This window comes from Alsobacter ponti, from assembly GCF_024294805.1.
Taxonomy (GTDB): domain Bacteria; phylum Pseudomonadota; class Alphaproteobacteria; order Rhizobiales; family Beijerinckiaceae; genus Alsobacter; species Alsobacter ponti.
Genome location: NZ_JANCLU010000011.1, coordinates 24,979 through 39,174, shown reverse-complemented (window position 1 = coordinate 39,174; position 14,196 = coordinate 24,979). Strand labels below are relative to the sequence as shown.

Genomic DNA, 14,196 nt, shown 5'->3' with positions numbered 1-14,196 from the left:
CGCACGAGCCCGCGCGAGAGGGCCGCGCGGGCGCGTGCGATGGTTCGTCGCCCTTACCTAGTGCGTCGCGCGGCCCCGCGACAGGGGCGTTTGCCAGTTGCCGGAATATCCCGAAACTGCTAGGAACACAACAGGAACATAGACCTCCGCTCATGTGGATAAGTGCGGCCGCCGAGGCGTCGGGCGGTTCACATGCGCTATGGTCGCGGCGAGCAATCGAGGAGATCCCCATGGCGGGAAGCGTCAACAAGGTCATTCTGGTCGGCAATCTCGGGCGCGACCCCGAGGTGCGGCGCATGGGGTCGGGCGATCCGGTCGTCAACCTGCGGCTGGCGACGTCCGAGACGTGGCGCGACAAGGCCAGCGGCGAGCGCAAGGAGCGGACCGAGTGGCACAGCGTCGTCATCTTCAATGAGAACCTTGCGAAAATCGCCGAGCAGTATTTGAAGAAGGGCTCGAAAGTCTATGTCGAGGGTCAGCTGCAGACCCGCAAGTATACCGACAAGGACGGCCAGGAGCGCTACACGACGGAAGTGGTGCTGCAGCGCTTCCGGGGCGAGTTGACCTTGCTGGATGGTCGCGGCCAGGGCGGCGAAGACGATGGCGGATCGTTCGGCGGCCAGGGTTCGGGGCGCGGCGGCGGCGGCGACTTCGGCCGCTCCTCGCCGATGGAGCGCCGGCCGGCCTCCGGCGGCGGCGGCGGCGGACGCTCGGGCGACCTCGACGACGACATCCCGTTCTAGGACACGGGACCGCTCGTCGTCTTCCTCTGGAATCGCCCTCGAACGCGGCCCGTTCGGGGGCGAATTCACATGCGAACAGCGCCACGATGCGAACGTCGCATCGCCGTTCGGACGCGATAGGATCTTCGGGTCGTCTTCCGATGAATTCCAACGGAACGGCCCGGCGTCCGCGCCGGACCCGGCGGCGTGGCACGCGCGGCGTGCGGAGGCCTCCGTGAGCGCCAACGCCGCGACGCCACGGCGTCGCCCGGCGAGCCTAGAAAGACGTCGCCCGGGAGGCCCGGGAGCGGGAGCCCGGCAGCCGGGATCAGTCCGGGCGCTTGGCAGCTCGCGCCGGAAAGCGCGGCGCTGCAAGGGGCGACCCGCCGGGCCGGGGAGGGGCCGCCGGGGTCCGCGATCAATGAGGTCGGTTAAGCTCGCTCCGGTCGGCGCGGCCCCGCCAGGGCCGCCCCGCCTCGGCCCTCAGTCCGGGCGCTGGTAGCTCGCGCCGGAGGGCGCAGCGCTGCCGGGGGCGACCACCTCGGCGGCCGGGGCATCGGCCTTGCGGCCGCCGCCGATGAAGCTCTCCACCTTGTCGAGGTAGTAGTAGACGACCGGGGTGATGAACAGCGTCAGCAGCTGGGACACCATCAGGCCGCCGACGACGGCGATGCCCAGCGGCTGGCGCAGCTCGGAGCCGGCGCCGGCCCCCAGCGCGATCGGCAGCGTGCCGAGGATGGCGGCGAAGGTCGTCATGATGATCGGCCGGAAGCGCAGCAGGGCAGCCTCGCGGATGGCGGTCAGCGCGTCGGCGCCGTCGCGGCGGCGTTCGAGCGCGAAGTCGACCATCATGATCGCGTTCTTCTTGACGATGCCGATCAGCATCAGGATGCCGATGATGGCGATCACCGACAGGTCCATCTTGAAGTACTGCAGCGCCAGCAGCGCGCCGAGGCCGGCCGAGGGCAGGCCGGACAGGATGGTGATCGGGTGGATGAAGCTCTCGTAGAGCACGCCCAGCACGATGTAGATCACCAGCACGGCGGCGAGGATCAGCAGGCCCTGTCCCTTCAGCGCGTCCTGGAACAGCTGCGCCGAGCCGGCGAAGCCGGTGGTGATCGAGGCCGGCAGTCCCGCCTCGCGCTCGATGCGGCGCACCGAGTCCACCGCCTCGCCGAGCGACACGCCGGGCGCGAGGTTGAACGAGATGGTCACGGCCGGCTGCTGCGCCTGGCGGCTCACCGAGAGCGGGCCCACCGTGCGCTTGATGGTCGCCACCGCCTCCAGCGGCACGTTCTGGCCGTTGCTGCTGCGCACGAACAGGCGCGACAGCACGGTCGGGTCGGTCTGGAACGACCGCTCCGCCTCCATGATCACCGAGTAGTCGTTGGAGGGGGTGAAGATGGTCGAGACCTGGCGCGAGCCGAAGGCGTTGTAGAGCGTCTGGCGCAGCTGGTCCGAGGTGACGCCGAGATTGGCCGCGCGCTCGCGGTCCAGCTCGATCAGCACCTGCGGGTTGGAGAGCTGCAGGTCGATGTTGACGTCGCGCAGTTCGTCGAGCTGCTGCATGCGGCGGCGCATGTCGGGCGCGGCCTTGTAGAGCGCCTGCAGGTCGGCGCTCGCCAGCGTGTACTGGTACTGCGCGCGCGAGGAGCGGCCGGAGTTCAGGTTGATGTTCTGCACCGGCTGGAACACGGCGGTGATGTCGGGCACCGTGCTCGCGGCGCGGCGCACCCGCGCGATGATGGTGGCGATGTCGTCGCGCTGGTCACGCGGCTTCAGCTCGATGAACATGAAGCCCTGGTTGGAGCCGCCCTGGCCGATGCTGGAGTTGACGTAGGCGACGGCGGGATCCTTGCGGACGATGTCGTTGATCAGCTCCTGCCGGCGCACCATCGCCTCGAACGAGGTGTCCGGCGGCCCTTCCGTGGCCCCGCGCAGCAGGCCGGTGTCCTCCTGCGGGAAGAAGCCCTTGGGCACGTCGATATAGAGGCGCACGCTCAGGAACACCGTGGCGATGGTCAGCAGCAGCACCAGCAGGCGCGCCTTGAGCACCACGTCGAGCGCCCAGCGGTAGCTGGCGAGCATGCCGCCCACCACCGCGTCCACGGAGCGGGAGAACAGCGAGTCGTGCTCGTGGGGCTTGTGGCCCTTGAGCAGCCGGGCGCACAACATCGGCGTCAGCGTCAGCGAGACGAAGCCCGACACCAGGATGGCGACCGAGATGGTGGCCGCGAACTCGCGGAACACGCGCCCCACCACGCCGCCCATGAAGAAGACGGGGATGAACACCGCCACCAGCGACAGGGTGATCGAGATGATGGTGAAGCCGATCTCGCGCGAGCCTTTCAGCGCCGCGTCGAAGGGCTTCATGCCCTGCTCGATGTAGCGCACGATGTTCTCGAGCATGACGATGGCGTCGTCGACGACGAAGCCCACCGCCAGCGTCAGCGCCAGCAGCGAGATGTTGTTGATCGAGTAGCCGAAGACGTGCATCGCGGCGAAGGTGCCGATCAGCGACACCGGCAGCGCCAGGGTGGGGATCAGCGTCGCCGTCAGCGACTTCAGGAACAGGAAGATCACCAGCACGACGAGCGCGACGGAGAGCATGAGCGTGAACTGCACGTCATGCACCGCCTCGCGGATCGGCTCGGCGCGGTCGTTGAGCACGTTCAGGCCGATCGAGGCCGGCAGCTGCTCGCGATAGCCCGCCACCTTGTCCTTGATGCGGTCGACCACTTCCACCGTGTTGGCGTCCGACTGGCGGAACACGGCGACCATCAGCGAGCGATCGCCGCCGTACCAGCTCGCCTGGTCCTCGTTCTCGACGCTGTCGCGCACGGTGGCGACGTCTTCGAGGCGGATCGGCACGTTGTTCTTGGAGGAGACGATCAGGCTGCCGTAGTCCGCCGCGCGGCGCAGCTGCCCGGAGGCCTCGATGGTGACGCGCTGGCGCGCGCCGCGCAGCGTGCCGGTCGGCTGGTTGGAGTTCGCGGCCGAGACCGCGCTGCGCAGGTCGTTGAAGGTCAGCCCGCGCGAGGCGAGGGCGGAGGGGTCGACCAGGATGCGCACGGCGTATTTCTGCGAGCCGAAGATGATGGCCTGCGCGACGCCGGGAATTTGCGAGATCTGCTGCTGCAGCACCGTCTCGGCGTAGTCGTTCACCGTCGAGAGAGGCAGGGTGCTCGAGGTCAGCACCAGGAAGAGGATCGGCTGGTCGGCCGGGTTCACCTTCCGGAAGCTCGGCGGGTTCGGCATGTCCGAGGGCAGGCGGCGCGCCGAGGCGCTGATGGCCGACTGCACGTCGAGCGCCGCGCCGTCGATGCTGCGGTCGAGGTCGAACTGCAGCGTGATGCTGGTCGAGCCCTGCGACGACACCGAGGTGAGCGAGGAGATGCCGGAGATGTTGGAGAACTGGCGCTCCAGCGGGGCCGCCACCGAGGCCGCCATCGTCTCCGGGCTGGCGCCCGGCAGCTGGGCCGAGACGTTGATGGTGGGGAAGTCCACCCGGGGCAGGGCCGCGACGGGCAATTGCCGGTAGGCGAACAGGCCGAAGATGATGAACGACAGGGTGATGAGCGTCGTCATCACCGGTCGGCGGATACAGAGCTCCGGCAGGGACATGTCAGGAGGCTCCCTTGGTCGGTGCGCCCGCCGCGCTGCCCGTCTGGGGCGACGCGCCCGGGGCCGCCGGCGCGCCCGCGCTGGGCGTGCCCGGCTGGCCGGCGCCGTTGCCGCGTCCACCCGCGCCTCCGCCTCCACCTCCGCCGCCGCCGTTCGGGCGCTGTTCCACCCGCGCGCCGTTGGTCAGGAGGAGCTGGCCGTCGGTGACGACGGTCTCGTCCCCGTTCAGGCCGGACTTGATGACGGAGAGCCCCCGCAGCGTGCGGTCGACCACCACGGGCTGCACCTTCGCCACGCCGTCCGCCACCGTGAAGACGATCTGTCCGTTCTGGCTGGTCTGCACGGCCTCCCGGGGCACCACCACAGCGTCCGGCTCGGTGCGGATCACCAGGCGCACGTCGCAGAGCGCGCCCGGCCACAGCACGTTGTCCGCGTTCTCGAAGACGCCGCGCAGCTGGATGGTTCCGGAGGCGGCGTCGACCGCGTTCTCGATGACCGCGATCTTGCCGTCGACGGCTTCGGTCAGGCCCTGCGGCGTGGCCTGCACCTTGGACGTGCCCTCGTTCAACGCGGTCCGCAGTTCCGGCAGCAGGCGCTGCGGCACCGCGAAGGTCACGTAGATCGGGCTGATCTGGTTGATGGTCGCCAGCGGCGTGCTGTTGTCGCCGGTCTTGGCGATGTTGCCGACCTTGACACCGGCCACGCCGATGCGCCCGCTGATCGGCGCCTTGATCGTGTAGTAGCTGAGCTGGACGTTGAGGTTCTCCAGCACCGCCTCGTCGGAGCGGATCTGGGCGCTGACGGTGAGAACGGCGGTGCGGCTGTCGTCGAGCTTCTGTCGCGAGGCGTATTCGTTCGCGGCGAGCGCCTCGTTGCGGCGGACGTCGCGCTGGGCCTGGTCGAGCTGGGCGCGCGAGCGGGACAGGTTGGCTTCCGCCTGCTTGATCTGCGCTTCGATCTGCCGCGAGTCGAGGTTGAACAGGATGTCGCCCTGATTGACGGATGCGCCGTCCTCGAAGTTCACCGCGAGCACCTGGCTCTCGACGCGCGAGCGCAGCGTCACCGCGGCGATCGGCTGCACCGTGCCGATGGTGTCGAAGCGGACCGGCATGGGCTGGCGCGCCGCCTTCGCCGTGATCACCGGGACCGCCGGCCGGCCGCCGCCCTGGCCGGGCGCGCCGGGGCGTCCGCCCTGGGCCTGCTGCGCCGGGCCGCGCGGCGCCTGCCCCGCCTGGCCCTCGGCCGCCGGCTTGGCCGCCGGCGCCTCGATGCCCGGCAGCTTGGCGAGCACCGGATAGCTTTCGACGAGTGCGTCCCGCCTCGGCTTCAGGTCCGGCCAGACCATGGGACCCGCGTAGAACGCACCGATCACGGCCGCGCCGGCCAGCACAATGAGGGACGCCTTCGACGCCATTCTGAAACTCCGACGAGCCGCGCGCCGGCGGCGGCTGGGCACAAGAAACCACACTCCCGGGCCGCGCGCGATCCGGACCGGCTTAGCTATAACCCGAGGTGTCCATGTTGGACAGTTACATCTCGTTCATTTGACGCATGTGGCAGGCGTGTCATCCGGGTCGCGCGTCGCCCGTCGCGCGGGGCCACCCATGCCGGTCCGCGGCCCGTTGGAGCGGACCGTGGCAGGGTTGTGTGGCGAAAACACGCGCGTCAGGATTTGCGGCGGCGGAACGGCCGCCGGCCGCGCCGGTCGGGCTTGGCGGGGGCCGCGCCCAGGCCGGAGTCGCGATAGCGGTCGAGCATGCGGCCGAAGCTGTCGAGCAGGCGCGTTTCGATCTCGGGTTGCTTCTCCAGCCGGCTGAGCACGAGGGCCGCCGCCTCCAGCGTCGACAGTCCTTCCCGCCGGGGCTCCCGCCGCAGCCGTCCGTAGAGCGAGGGCTTCGTGGGGGCGAGCACGAGGCGCTTGCCCTTCAGCACCCACGGGTTGCGCCACCACAGCGTCTTGGCCTGGCTCCACGTGCCGTCGAACACGACGATCCCGTCGATGCCCTTGAGCGCGGTGTCCTGGTCGGGCGCGGGAATGCCCTTGCTGTCGACGACGGCGATGTCGCGCCCGCGCGGCAGCGTCGCGGGGTCGACCGAGCCCAGGTGCAGGATGGCCCAGCGTCGCGGGTCGGCCGGCCGGCCGAGCGCCTTCTCGAGGCTCGGCCACGACAGGCCGACCTTGAACACGGCGTTGGTGAAATGCCGGGCCGCGAGGCGCGCCGTCCCGAGCAGCTTGTCCTGCTCCTGCGGGTGCTGGAGGATCAGCAGCGCCACCCGGTTCTCGATCGGCTCGACCCCCTCGCACACGCACAGAGACAGCGGCTTGCGGCAGTGCGGGCAAACGGGCTCGGGCTCAGGCGGTGCGGCGGCGGGAGCGGCTTGCGCGGGGGCAGGCGGCCCCTCGGCGGCCGAGGCCTGGGCCGGGGGGGCCGGCGCTGGCCGCGCATCTTCGGGCCGGGGCGCGGTCGGCTGGGTCTTGTCGGCGTCGTCGGTGTCGGGATCGGTCACGTGCGGTTTCCGGAAACGATGGGGCCCTTCTACACCGCCCCCGCCCCGCCGCGAAGCGCGAAGGACAGGCGCGTCCGCGAACCATAGGGCGGACGCCAGTCCGCCCGTCCCGTCCCCGGAACCCCGCAGCGCCAGCGGAGGGGGGTCCGGGGCCCAGCGCATGGATGATGCCGCGAAGCGGCGCTTCATGGGCCTTTTCCATTGTGCCGCGCTGACGCGCGACATATTGCGCTGGGCCCCGGATGCGGTTCCGCTGGCGCTGCACCGCTCCGGGGACGGGCGGGCCGATGGCCCGCATCATCGGCGAAGGGCTGGCGGGGGCGGGGCGGACGGGCGAGAATGGGGCGATTCCGGACCGGGGCGGGGCGACGTGACGATCAAGCTGGTGCTCATCGCCTTCGGGCTGCTCGTGGTCGGCCTCGTGGCGCGCGTGGTGCTGATCCGCATCGACCCGAGGCGCAGCGCGCGCGAGGCGGAAGACGCCCGCCGGCACGTCCGGCTCGCCTTCTGGCTGCCGCCCGCCTTCGTCGTGGCGATCTCGGCGTGGTTCCTGCTGAAAGTGGTGCTCGCCTTCTACTGGAAGTGAGTCCGCGCGGCCTTGAGCGCCGCCACGACCTGCGCGTCCGTGGTCTGGCCGAAGTCGGAGTAGAACGCTCCGACGCCCGGAAACCAGGACGGCTGCGACAGGCAGACGACCTCGTCGCACAGCGCGCGAAATTGCGGAACCGCCTCCGCCGGGGCGACCGGGACCGCGAGCACCACCGCGCGCGCGCCCCGGCGGCGCAGCGCGGCGATGGCGGCGCGCGCCGTCGCGCCGGTGGCGAGCCCGTCGTCGACGACGATGGCCGTGCGCCCGGCCGGGTCGACTGGCGCGCGGCTGGCGCCGTAGAGAGCGCGCCGCTTCTCGATGAGCGCCAGCTGCTCGCGCTTGAGCGCGTCCAGCTCCTCCGGGCCGAGGCCGCAGGCCGACGTCACGTCGTCGTTCCACACCGCGATGGGGTCGGCCCCGTCGACCACCGCGCCGGCGGCGAGCTCGGGCTGCGACGGCACGCCGATCTTGCGCACGAGCAGGATATCGAGGGGCGCGCGCAGCGCCTCGGCGACGGGGGCCGCGACGGGGACGCCGCCCCGCGGCAGGGCGTAGACGACGGGGTCGACGAAGGACCGCTTCGCCAGCTCTTGCGCGAGCCGCCGGCCGGCGTCGGCCCTGTCGGCGAAGATGTCCGGCGCGGCCATGGGGCGCTCCTTCAGGGCACGAGCACGGCCGCGCCGTGGAGGCGGCCGGCCCGCAGGTCGTCGAGCGCGCGGTTGGCCTCGGCGAGGGGATAGACGGTGGTGACCGCCCGCACGCCCGCCCGGGGCGCGACGGAGAGGAACTCGACGGCGTCGCGGCGGGTGAGGTTCGCCACCGAGACCAGCTCGCGCTCGCCCCACAGCAGCGCGTAGGGAAAGCGCGGAATGTCGCTCATGTGGATGCCGCCGCACACCACCCGCCCGCCCTTGCGCACCGCCGCCAGCGCGGCGGGAACGAGCGCGCCGACAGGGGCGAAGATGATCGCCGCGTCGAGCTCGGCGGGCGGTCTCTCGTCCGACCCGCCGGCCCATTCCACCCCGAGCGACAAAGCGAGCGCCTGGGCCGCCTCGTCGCCCGGGCGGGCGAAGGCGTAGACCTCGCGGCCCTGCCATCGGCAGACCTGCGCGATGATGTGGGCGGCCGCGCCGAAGCCGTAGAGCCCGACGCGCCGCGCCGGCCCGGCGGCGACGAGCGAGCGCCAGCCGATCAGCCCGGCGCACATCAGCGGGGCGGCGGCGACGGGGTCGTCGAAGCCGTCGAGCGGAAAGGCGAAGTCGGCGTCGGCCAGCGCGTGCGTGGCGAAGCCGCCGTCGCGCGTGTAGCCGGTGAACACCGGGTCGTCGCACAAATTCTCGCGGCCTCCGGCGCAATAGGGGCAGTGGCCGCAGGCATGGCCGAGCCAGCCGATGCCGACGCGCCGGCCGGGCGCGAGCGCGACGACGTCCGCGCCCACCTGCTCGACGGTGCCGACGATTTCGTGCCCCGGCACGAGCGGCAGGGCGGGGCGCGGCAGTTCGCCGTCGACGACGTGCAGGTCGGTGCGGCAGACGGCGCAGGCCTCGACCCGCACGCGGATCTCGCCGCGCGCCGGCCGGGGATCCGGGCGCTCCTCCAGCGCCAGGGGACGGCCGGGCGCGTGCAGCACCATCGCCTTCACGGCGACGCCGTCCGCGGCGCGGCGCGGGGCGCGCTCACCCCGCCTTGGCGGCCTGGCCGCCGGCGTTCTCGTTGGAGCCGGCGGAGGGCTCGGCGGCGGGCGCGCCGGCGCGCACGTCGATCGTGCGCGTGCCCTTGGGCATCTGCCTGGGCTTGCGCACCGTCACGTGCAGCACGCCCTTGTCGACGCTGGCCTCGACGGCGTCGTCGGCGGGCTCGAACGGCAGCGACAGCGAGCGCTGGAACGAGCCGAAGCTGCGCTCGACGATGTGCCAGTCCTTGTCGGTGTCGTCGCGTTCCCGCTTCTTCTCGCCCGAGATGTAGAGGCGGTTGCCGTCGACGCTGACGGTGATGTCCTTGTCGTCGACGCCGGGCAGCTCGGCGCTGATCTCGATCGACCCGTCGCTCTCCGAGACGTTCATGGCCGGAACCCGCATCTCCATGCCGGACGACGCGGGAAGGCGGCCGAAGGAGCGCATCATGTCGTCCATCTCGCGCTGCATGGCGCGGAACGGATCGCTGCTCGACCACAGTGTCGGAAGTCTCATGGCTAACCTCCCCGGATGGGCCGGCGGCCTGGGAGTTCGGCGTCGCCGACCGTTGCACAACCTCAGGTTGCACGCACGGGAGTCATGAGCACTGATTTGCGTCAAAATGCCGGTCGGCGCGGGCGGCGCTACAGCCCGGCGGCGAGGCAGCGGTCGATGGCGCGGACCGCGCCGAGGAAGCTCAGGCCGGTGTGGTAGCCGGGGTCGAGGTCGGGCGTGGCCGGCACGTAGTCGACCGGGCCGTCCTCGGTGCGGGTCTGGTAGGCAAGCGGCGGGTCGCCGCGCCAGTAGAAGGCGAAGAAGGCGTTGCTGGCGCGCCGCCAGGCCGCCAGCGTCTCGGGCGAGCGGCTGCGCTCCCAGGCGAGCGCGGCGGCGCGCACCGCCTCCGGCAGCGACCACCACGGGAAATAGGGCGCCAGCGGCTCGCCGGTTGCGAGCGACACGCGCAGGCGGATGCCGGGGGCGGCGAAGCCGGCGGAGAACGCGGCCAGGAACACGCGCTCCAGCGTCTCCCGCAGCTGCGGCGACGCCTCGTCGCCGAGCAGGTCGAGGGCGAAGCCGGCGAACTCGATGGCGTGGCCGGGGTTGAAGGCGTCGTCACCCGGCTTGTCCGCCAGTCGCCCGTCCGGCAGCAGGTTCCCGGCCAGAACGTGGTCGACGAAGCGGAGGCCGAAGCGCGCTTCGTCGGCCCAGCCGAGCTGCCGCAGCAGGGCGGCGGCGCCCAGCATGATCATGCGCGGCCCGTAGTCGCCGCGATCGCGCGCCAGCGCCGCCCCGTCCAGCAACTGGCGTTCGTCGGAGACGAAGCGGCCGTCCTCGATGGCGCGCGCCAAGTCGAGCAGCCCGGTGACCGGGCGGTCCAGGCCCGCGCGGTCGTAGCGCGCCGCGCCGGCCGCCAGTCCCTTGAGGACGAAGATGTCGGAGAAGGTGTAGATGTCCGGCCGCTGGCGCTGCGGGCGCAGCGCGCCGTCGGCGTCGGGATAGACCGGCCGCATGTCGGCGTCGTAGGCGAAGGCGGCGTGGCCGTCGCGGGCGAGCAACTCGGCCAGCGCGCGGTAGAGGGGCTGGGCGGCCTCGTCGAGGCGCTGGGCGAGCGCCGGGTCCTCTTGCTCGAAGAAGGCGGCGTGGGTCGCCATCGCCTCCAGCCCGCGCCCCTGGATCCAGCCATAGGTGACGTCCGGCCCGCGCCAGCCGTCCTCCGGGCCGTAGTCGCGCAGGGTGATGCTGTTCTGCTTGGTGTTCAGGAACGCGCCGTGCAGACGCGGCCGGTCGAGCATCCAGCGCAGCGCGCCGGCGTTGGCGGCGACGTAGGCGGTGCGCGCCTCGCGCAGGAACAGGGCGGCGTCCATCGTCAGTCCTTCAGCCCGCTGGTCGCGACGCCCTGCACGAACTGCCGGCGCAGCAGCGAGAACACGGTGATGCTCGGCAGCAGCACCACGGCGGCCGCGGCGCTCAGCCGGCCGAGGTCGACGGTAAAGCCGGTCTGGAACAGCGCCAGCCCCACCTCCACCGTGTACGACTCCTTGGTGGTCGCCACGATCATCGGCCACGCGAAGGCGGTCCAGGCCTGGAAGAAGGCGAGCACGCCGAGCGCGCCGAGCGGGCCGCGCAGCAGCGGCACGACGATGCGCACGAAGATCCACGTCTCGCCCGCGCCGTCGACGCGCGCCGCTTCCAGCAACTCGTCGGGGATCGAGGCGATGACGTTCTGCCGGATCAGGAAGATGCCGAAGCTCATCACCAGATAGCCGACCAGCAGGCCCCAGGTGGTGTTCAGCAGGCCGAGCGCCTGCACGTTGAAATAAAGCGGGATCATGTAGACCTCGAACGGCACGATGGCCGTCGCGAGGATCACGCCGAACACGATGTCGAGCGGCATCGAGCGGAACTTGGCGAACACGTAGCCGGCGATCGACGAGGTGGTCAGGATGGCGGCCGTCGAGAGCAGCGCGAACAGCGTGCTGTTCCACAGCCAGCGCAGCAGCGGCGTGTCGGAGAGGACGGCGCGGAAATTGTCCAGCGTCGCTTCGCGCGGGAAGATGGCGGGCGGCCAGCGCAGGATGTCCGGCGGCGTCTTGAAGGCGTTGGAGACCAGCAGCACCAGCGGCAGCAGCATGACGGCGCACACCGCCAGCAGCAGCGCGTCGGTGGCGAGCGCGACGGCGCGCTCGCGCGGCGTCGGCCGCCGGTCGTCGAGGGGCGCGGCGGTCATGCCCGGGCTCCCTTGTCGCGCAGCAGGCCGAACTGGATGGCGGTGAGCGCCAGCACGACGAGCAGCAGCACCACGGCCTCGGCGGCGGCGTAGCCGACGCGGTAGTTGCGGAAGCCGTTTTCGAGCATGTCGAGCACCAGCACGCGCACGAGCTGGCCGGGCGCGCCCTGCGCGTCGGAGGCGAGCACGAAGGCCTGGCCGTAGACGTTGAAGCCGGCGACCAGCGTCACGACGGAGACGTAGAGGATGATCGGCTTCAGCATCGGCACGGTGACGTAGAGGAAGCTCTGCACCGCCGTCGCCCCGTCGAGCCTCGCCGCTTCGTAGAGCGAGGTCGGCAGGTTCTTGATGCCGACGAGGAAGATCAGCACGGCGAAGCCCAGCGCCTGCCACGAGCACAGCACGATGAGGCAGACGACCGAGAGCACCGGGTCGAACAGCCACGCCTTGGGCGCGACGCCGAACAGGCCCAGCGCCGCGTTCAGCGGCCCGAGCCTTGCGTCGAAGATCCATTTCCACGCCATGGCGGCCGGCACCAGCGACACGACGTGCGGCAGGAACACCGAGGTTTCGTAGAAGCCGGCGAGCCGCGACCCCGTGCGGCTGTGGATCAGCGCCGCCAGCACCATCGCCAGCGGCACGGTGACGAACAGCACCCCGAAGGCGATCACGGTCGTGTTGCGCAGCGCCTCGTGAAACAGCGGGTCGCCGGAGAGCTCGACGAAATTGTCGAACCCGATGAACGGCCGGTTCTTCGAGATCAGGTTCCACTCGTGCATGCTGAGGTTCAGCACGTCGAGAATGGGGTAGACGCGCACCCAGCCGTAGATGGCGAGCGTCGGCAGCAGCGCGCCGATGACGAACAGCAGGCGGGCGTTGGACTTCATGCGTCGGGTCCGGGCCGGCGCGCGGGTGCGCGCCGGCCATTCGGGTCCATCTTCAGGAGACCCGCCAGGCGCCGCCGGGCCGTCACTTCGAGCCGAGCAGGTTCGCGCGCTTCAGGATCGTGTCGGTCTCGGCGGCGGCGTCCTTCAGGAAGGCGTCGATGGCCGCGTCGTTGCCGGCCAGCGACGGGTCGCCGAACGCCTTGACCAGCCGCGCGGCGAGGCGCGTCAGCACTTCCTCCACCGGCGCGATGGCCGGCAGCGTGAAGTAGGCGTAGTTCTTCGGCGGGGCGACGAAGGCCTTGAAGGCAGGCTTGGCGGCGATGACCTTGCCGTAGTCCACGTCCTTGCGGTTCGGCAGCCAGCCGACATTGTCGAGCAGCCACACGGCGTTCTCGGGCTCGTTGGCGGCGAGCGCGAAGTCCCAGGCGATGCGCGCCTTGTCGCCCGTCGCGCCGGTGTAGAGGAACACCGGGGCGACGATGGTGCCGCGCGGCAGCGGGGCGGTGGCGAATTTCAGGCCCGGCGCCTTCTGCGCGATGTCGCCGATCACCCACGACTCGCGGATGAACATCGCCGTCTGCTGGCGCTCGAACGCCTCGGCGTCGGCCGGCATCTCGGGGGTGACGTTCTTCAGCGTGTGGACGTTCTCGAGATATTGCTTCAGCGCCTTGCGGCCCGCCTCGGAGGCGTAGGTCGTCACCCACTTGCCGTCGGGCTGCTCCTCGATGAGGTTGCCGCCGTACTGGAACATGTTGATCCAGAACTTCTCGGCGATGCCCGCGCCGCCGCCGCTGAGCCGCAGGCTCCAGCCGCTCACCGTTGCGCCCTGGGGGCCGCGCTGGGTGAGCTTGGTGGCGTAGGAGGTGAAGTCCTCCATCGTCTTGGGCGGCGAGGAGAGGCCCGCCTTCTCGAACATCTCGGTGTTGTAGAACAGCGCGCCCTGGCCGCGGAACAGCGGCACGCCGTAGACCTTGCCGCCGACCGTGGCGGTCTTCTGCACGAAGGGTTCGAAAAAAGCGGGGTTCGAGACGAACTTGGCGACGTCGTCGGGCGCGGCCTTCATCAGGTCGGACTCGATGTAGCGCTGCGCGGTGGAGTTGGCGAGCTCGATGATCTCGGCCGCCGAGCCGGAGGGCAGGGCCAGCGCCAGCCGCTTCTCGTGCTCGCGGAGCGCGATCGGCTGCACGTTGACCTGAAGGTTGGGGTACTTCTTCTTCAGGCTCTCGCCGACGCGCTTGTAGAACGGCTCCATCTCCGGATAGCCGCTCCACACCGTGACGGTCTGGGCGTGCGCCGCCCCGAGCGACAGGGTGAGCGCGAGGCCGCTGGCGGCGAGCGCGAGCGTGGCCTTGCGGCCAAGGGCGAAGGCGGCGTGCGTGTCGATGCGTGTCATGAATTTTCCCTCCGGGCACATCTGATCGAAAGACGACGGGCCGGGGCGCGCTCTCTCGCGGAGCCTGCCTCC

General features: G+C 71.0%; 12 protein-coding genes. 2 read left to right on the top strand and 10 right to left on the bottom strand.

All coding sequences use genetic code 11. The features are described from left to right. Positions 1-230: 230 nt before the first annotated feature. Complete coding sequence (gene ssb, locus NK718_RS12470) at positions 231-743, top strand: single-stranded DNA-binding protein (RefSeq protein WP_254742616.1); 513 nt, start codon at positions 231-233, stop codon at positions 741-743. 462 nt (positions 744-1,205) lie between these two features. On the opposite strand, the gene NK718_RS12465 is transcribed toward ssb, so the two are convergent. The 3 genes from NK718_RS12465 to NK718_RS12455 form a co-directional block, all read right to left on the bottom strand. After that, positions 1,206-4,346 carry an efflux RND transporter permease subunit gene (locus tag NK718_RS12465; protein WP_254742612.1) on the bottom strand — a complete coding sequence of 1,047 codons (3,141 nt, stop codon included), beginning with the start codon at positions 4,344-4,346 and terminating at the stop codon, positions 1,206-1,208. 1 nt (position 4,347) lies between these two features. Continuing rightward, complete coding sequence (locus NK718_RS12460; RefSeq protein WP_254742609.1) at positions 4,348-5,760, bottom strand: efflux RND transporter periplasmic adaptor subunit; 1,413 nt, start codon at positions 5,758-5,760, stop codon at positions 4,348-4,350. A gap of 251 nt (positions 5,761-6,011) precedes the next feature. Further along, on the bottom strand, positions 6,012-6,854 hold the full coding sequence (locus tag NK718_RS12455; RefSeq protein WP_254742607.1) for a tRNA-uridine aminocarboxypropyltransferase: 843 nt from the start codon (positions 6,852-6,854) through the stop codon (positions 6,012-6,014). Positions 6,855-7,224: 370 nt separating this feature from the next. Between NK718_RS12455 and NK718_RS12450 the strand changes: the two genes are divergently transcribed. Next, a complete protein-coding gene (locus tag NK718_RS12450) occupies positions 7,225-7,440 on the top strand; it encodes a hypothetical protein (RefSeq protein WP_254742604.1) in 216 nt (71 codons plus the stop codon). On the opposite strand, the gene NK718_RS12445 is transcribed toward NK718_RS12450, so the two are convergent. The 7 genes from NK718_RS12445 to NK718_RS12415 all read right to left on the bottom strand — a co-directional run bounded on the left by NK718_RS12445 (position 7,428) and on the right by NK718_RS12415 (position 14,124). Beyond that, a complete protein-coding gene (locus NK718_RS12445; protein WP_254742602.1) occupies positions 7,428-8,090 on the bottom strand; it encodes a phosphoribosyltransferase in 663 nt (220 codons plus the stop codon). The two genes, NK718_RS12450 and NK718_RS12445, sit on opposite strands and share 13 nt — an antisense overlap. Positions 8,091-8,101: 11 nt before the next feature. Then, positions 8,102-9,085: a zinc-dependent alcohol dehydrogenase family protein gene (locus NK718_RS12440; RefSeq protein WP_254742599.1), complete on the bottom strand. Its 984-nt coding sequence runs from the start codon at positions 9,083-9,085 to the stop codon at positions 8,102-8,104. Positions 9,086-9,119: 34 nt separating this feature from the next. Next, entirely contained in the window at positions 9,120-9,632 is a 513-nt protein-coding gene (locus NK718_RS12435) for an Hsp20/alpha crystallin family protein (protein WP_254742597.1), read from the bottom strand. A 128-nt stretch (positions 9,633-9,760) separates the two neighbouring features. Next, on the bottom strand, positions 9,761-10,981 hold the full coding sequence (locus tag NK718_RS12430) for an AGE family epimerase/isomerase (RefSeq protein ID WP_254742594.1): 1,221 nt from the start codon (positions 10,979-10,981) through the stop codon (positions 9,761-9,763). A 2-nt stretch (positions 10,982-10,983) separates the two neighbouring features. Beyond that, on the bottom strand, positions 10,984-11,844 hold the full coding sequence (locus NK718_RS12425; RefSeq protein WP_254742592.1) for a carbohydrate ABC transporter permease: 861 nt from the start codon (positions 11,842-11,844) through the stop codon (positions 10,984-10,986). Continuing rightward, a complete protein-coding gene (locus NK718_RS12420) occupies positions 11,841-12,731 on the bottom strand; it encodes a carbohydrate ABC transporter permease (protein WP_254742589.1) in 891 nt (296 codons plus the stop codon). The genes NK718_RS12425 and NK718_RS12420 overlap by 4 nt, the downstream gene beginning before the upstream one ends. Positions 12,732-12,813: 82 nt before the next feature. Then, complete coding sequence (locus NK718_RS12415) at positions 12,814-14,124, bottom strand: ABC transporter substrate-binding protein (protein WP_254742587.1); 1,311 nt, start codon at positions 14,122-14,124, stop codon at positions 12,814-12,816. Between the last annotated feature and the right edge of the window lie 72 nt (positions 14,125-14,196).

Excerpts from the sequence above, each read along its gene's own strand:
- ssb (WP_254742616.1), top strand. The coding sequence starts at position 231 with ATGGCGGGAAGCGTCAACAAGGTCATTCTGGTCGGCAATCTCGGGCGC.
- NK718_RS12465 (WP_254742612.1), bottom strand. The coding sequence starts at position 4,346 with ATGTCCCTGCCGGAGCTCTGTATCCGCCGACCGGTGATGACGACGCTC.
- NK718_RS12460 (WP_254742609.1), bottom strand. The coding sequence starts at position 5,760 with ATGGCGTCGAAGGCGTCCCTCATTGTGCTGGCCGGCGCGGCCGTGATC.
- NK718_RS12445 (WP_254742602.1), bottom strand. The coding sequence starts at position 8,090 with ATGGCCGCGCCGGACATCTTCGCCGACAGGGCCGACGCCGGCCGGCGG.
- NK718_RS12435 (WP_254742597.1), bottom strand. The coding sequence starts at position 9,632 with ATGAGACTTCCGACACTGTGGTCGAGCAGCGATCCGTTCCGCGCCATG.
- NK718_RS12430 (WP_254742594.1), bottom strand. The coding sequence starts at position 10,981 with ATGGACGCCGCCCTGTTCCTGCGCGAGGCGCGCACCGCCTACGTCGCC.
- NK718_RS12425 (WP_254742592.1), bottom strand. The coding sequence starts at position 11,844 with ATGACCGCCGCGCCCCTCGACGACCGGCGGCCGACGCCGCGCGAGCGC.
- NK718_RS12420 (WP_254742589.1), bottom strand. The coding sequence starts at position 12,731 with ATGAAGTCCAACGCCCGCCTGCTGTTCGTCATCGGCGCGCTGCTGCCG.
- NK718_RS12415 (WP_254742587.1), bottom strand. The coding sequence starts at position 14,124 with ATGACACGCATCGACACGCACGCCGCCTTCGCCCTTGGCCGCAAGGCC.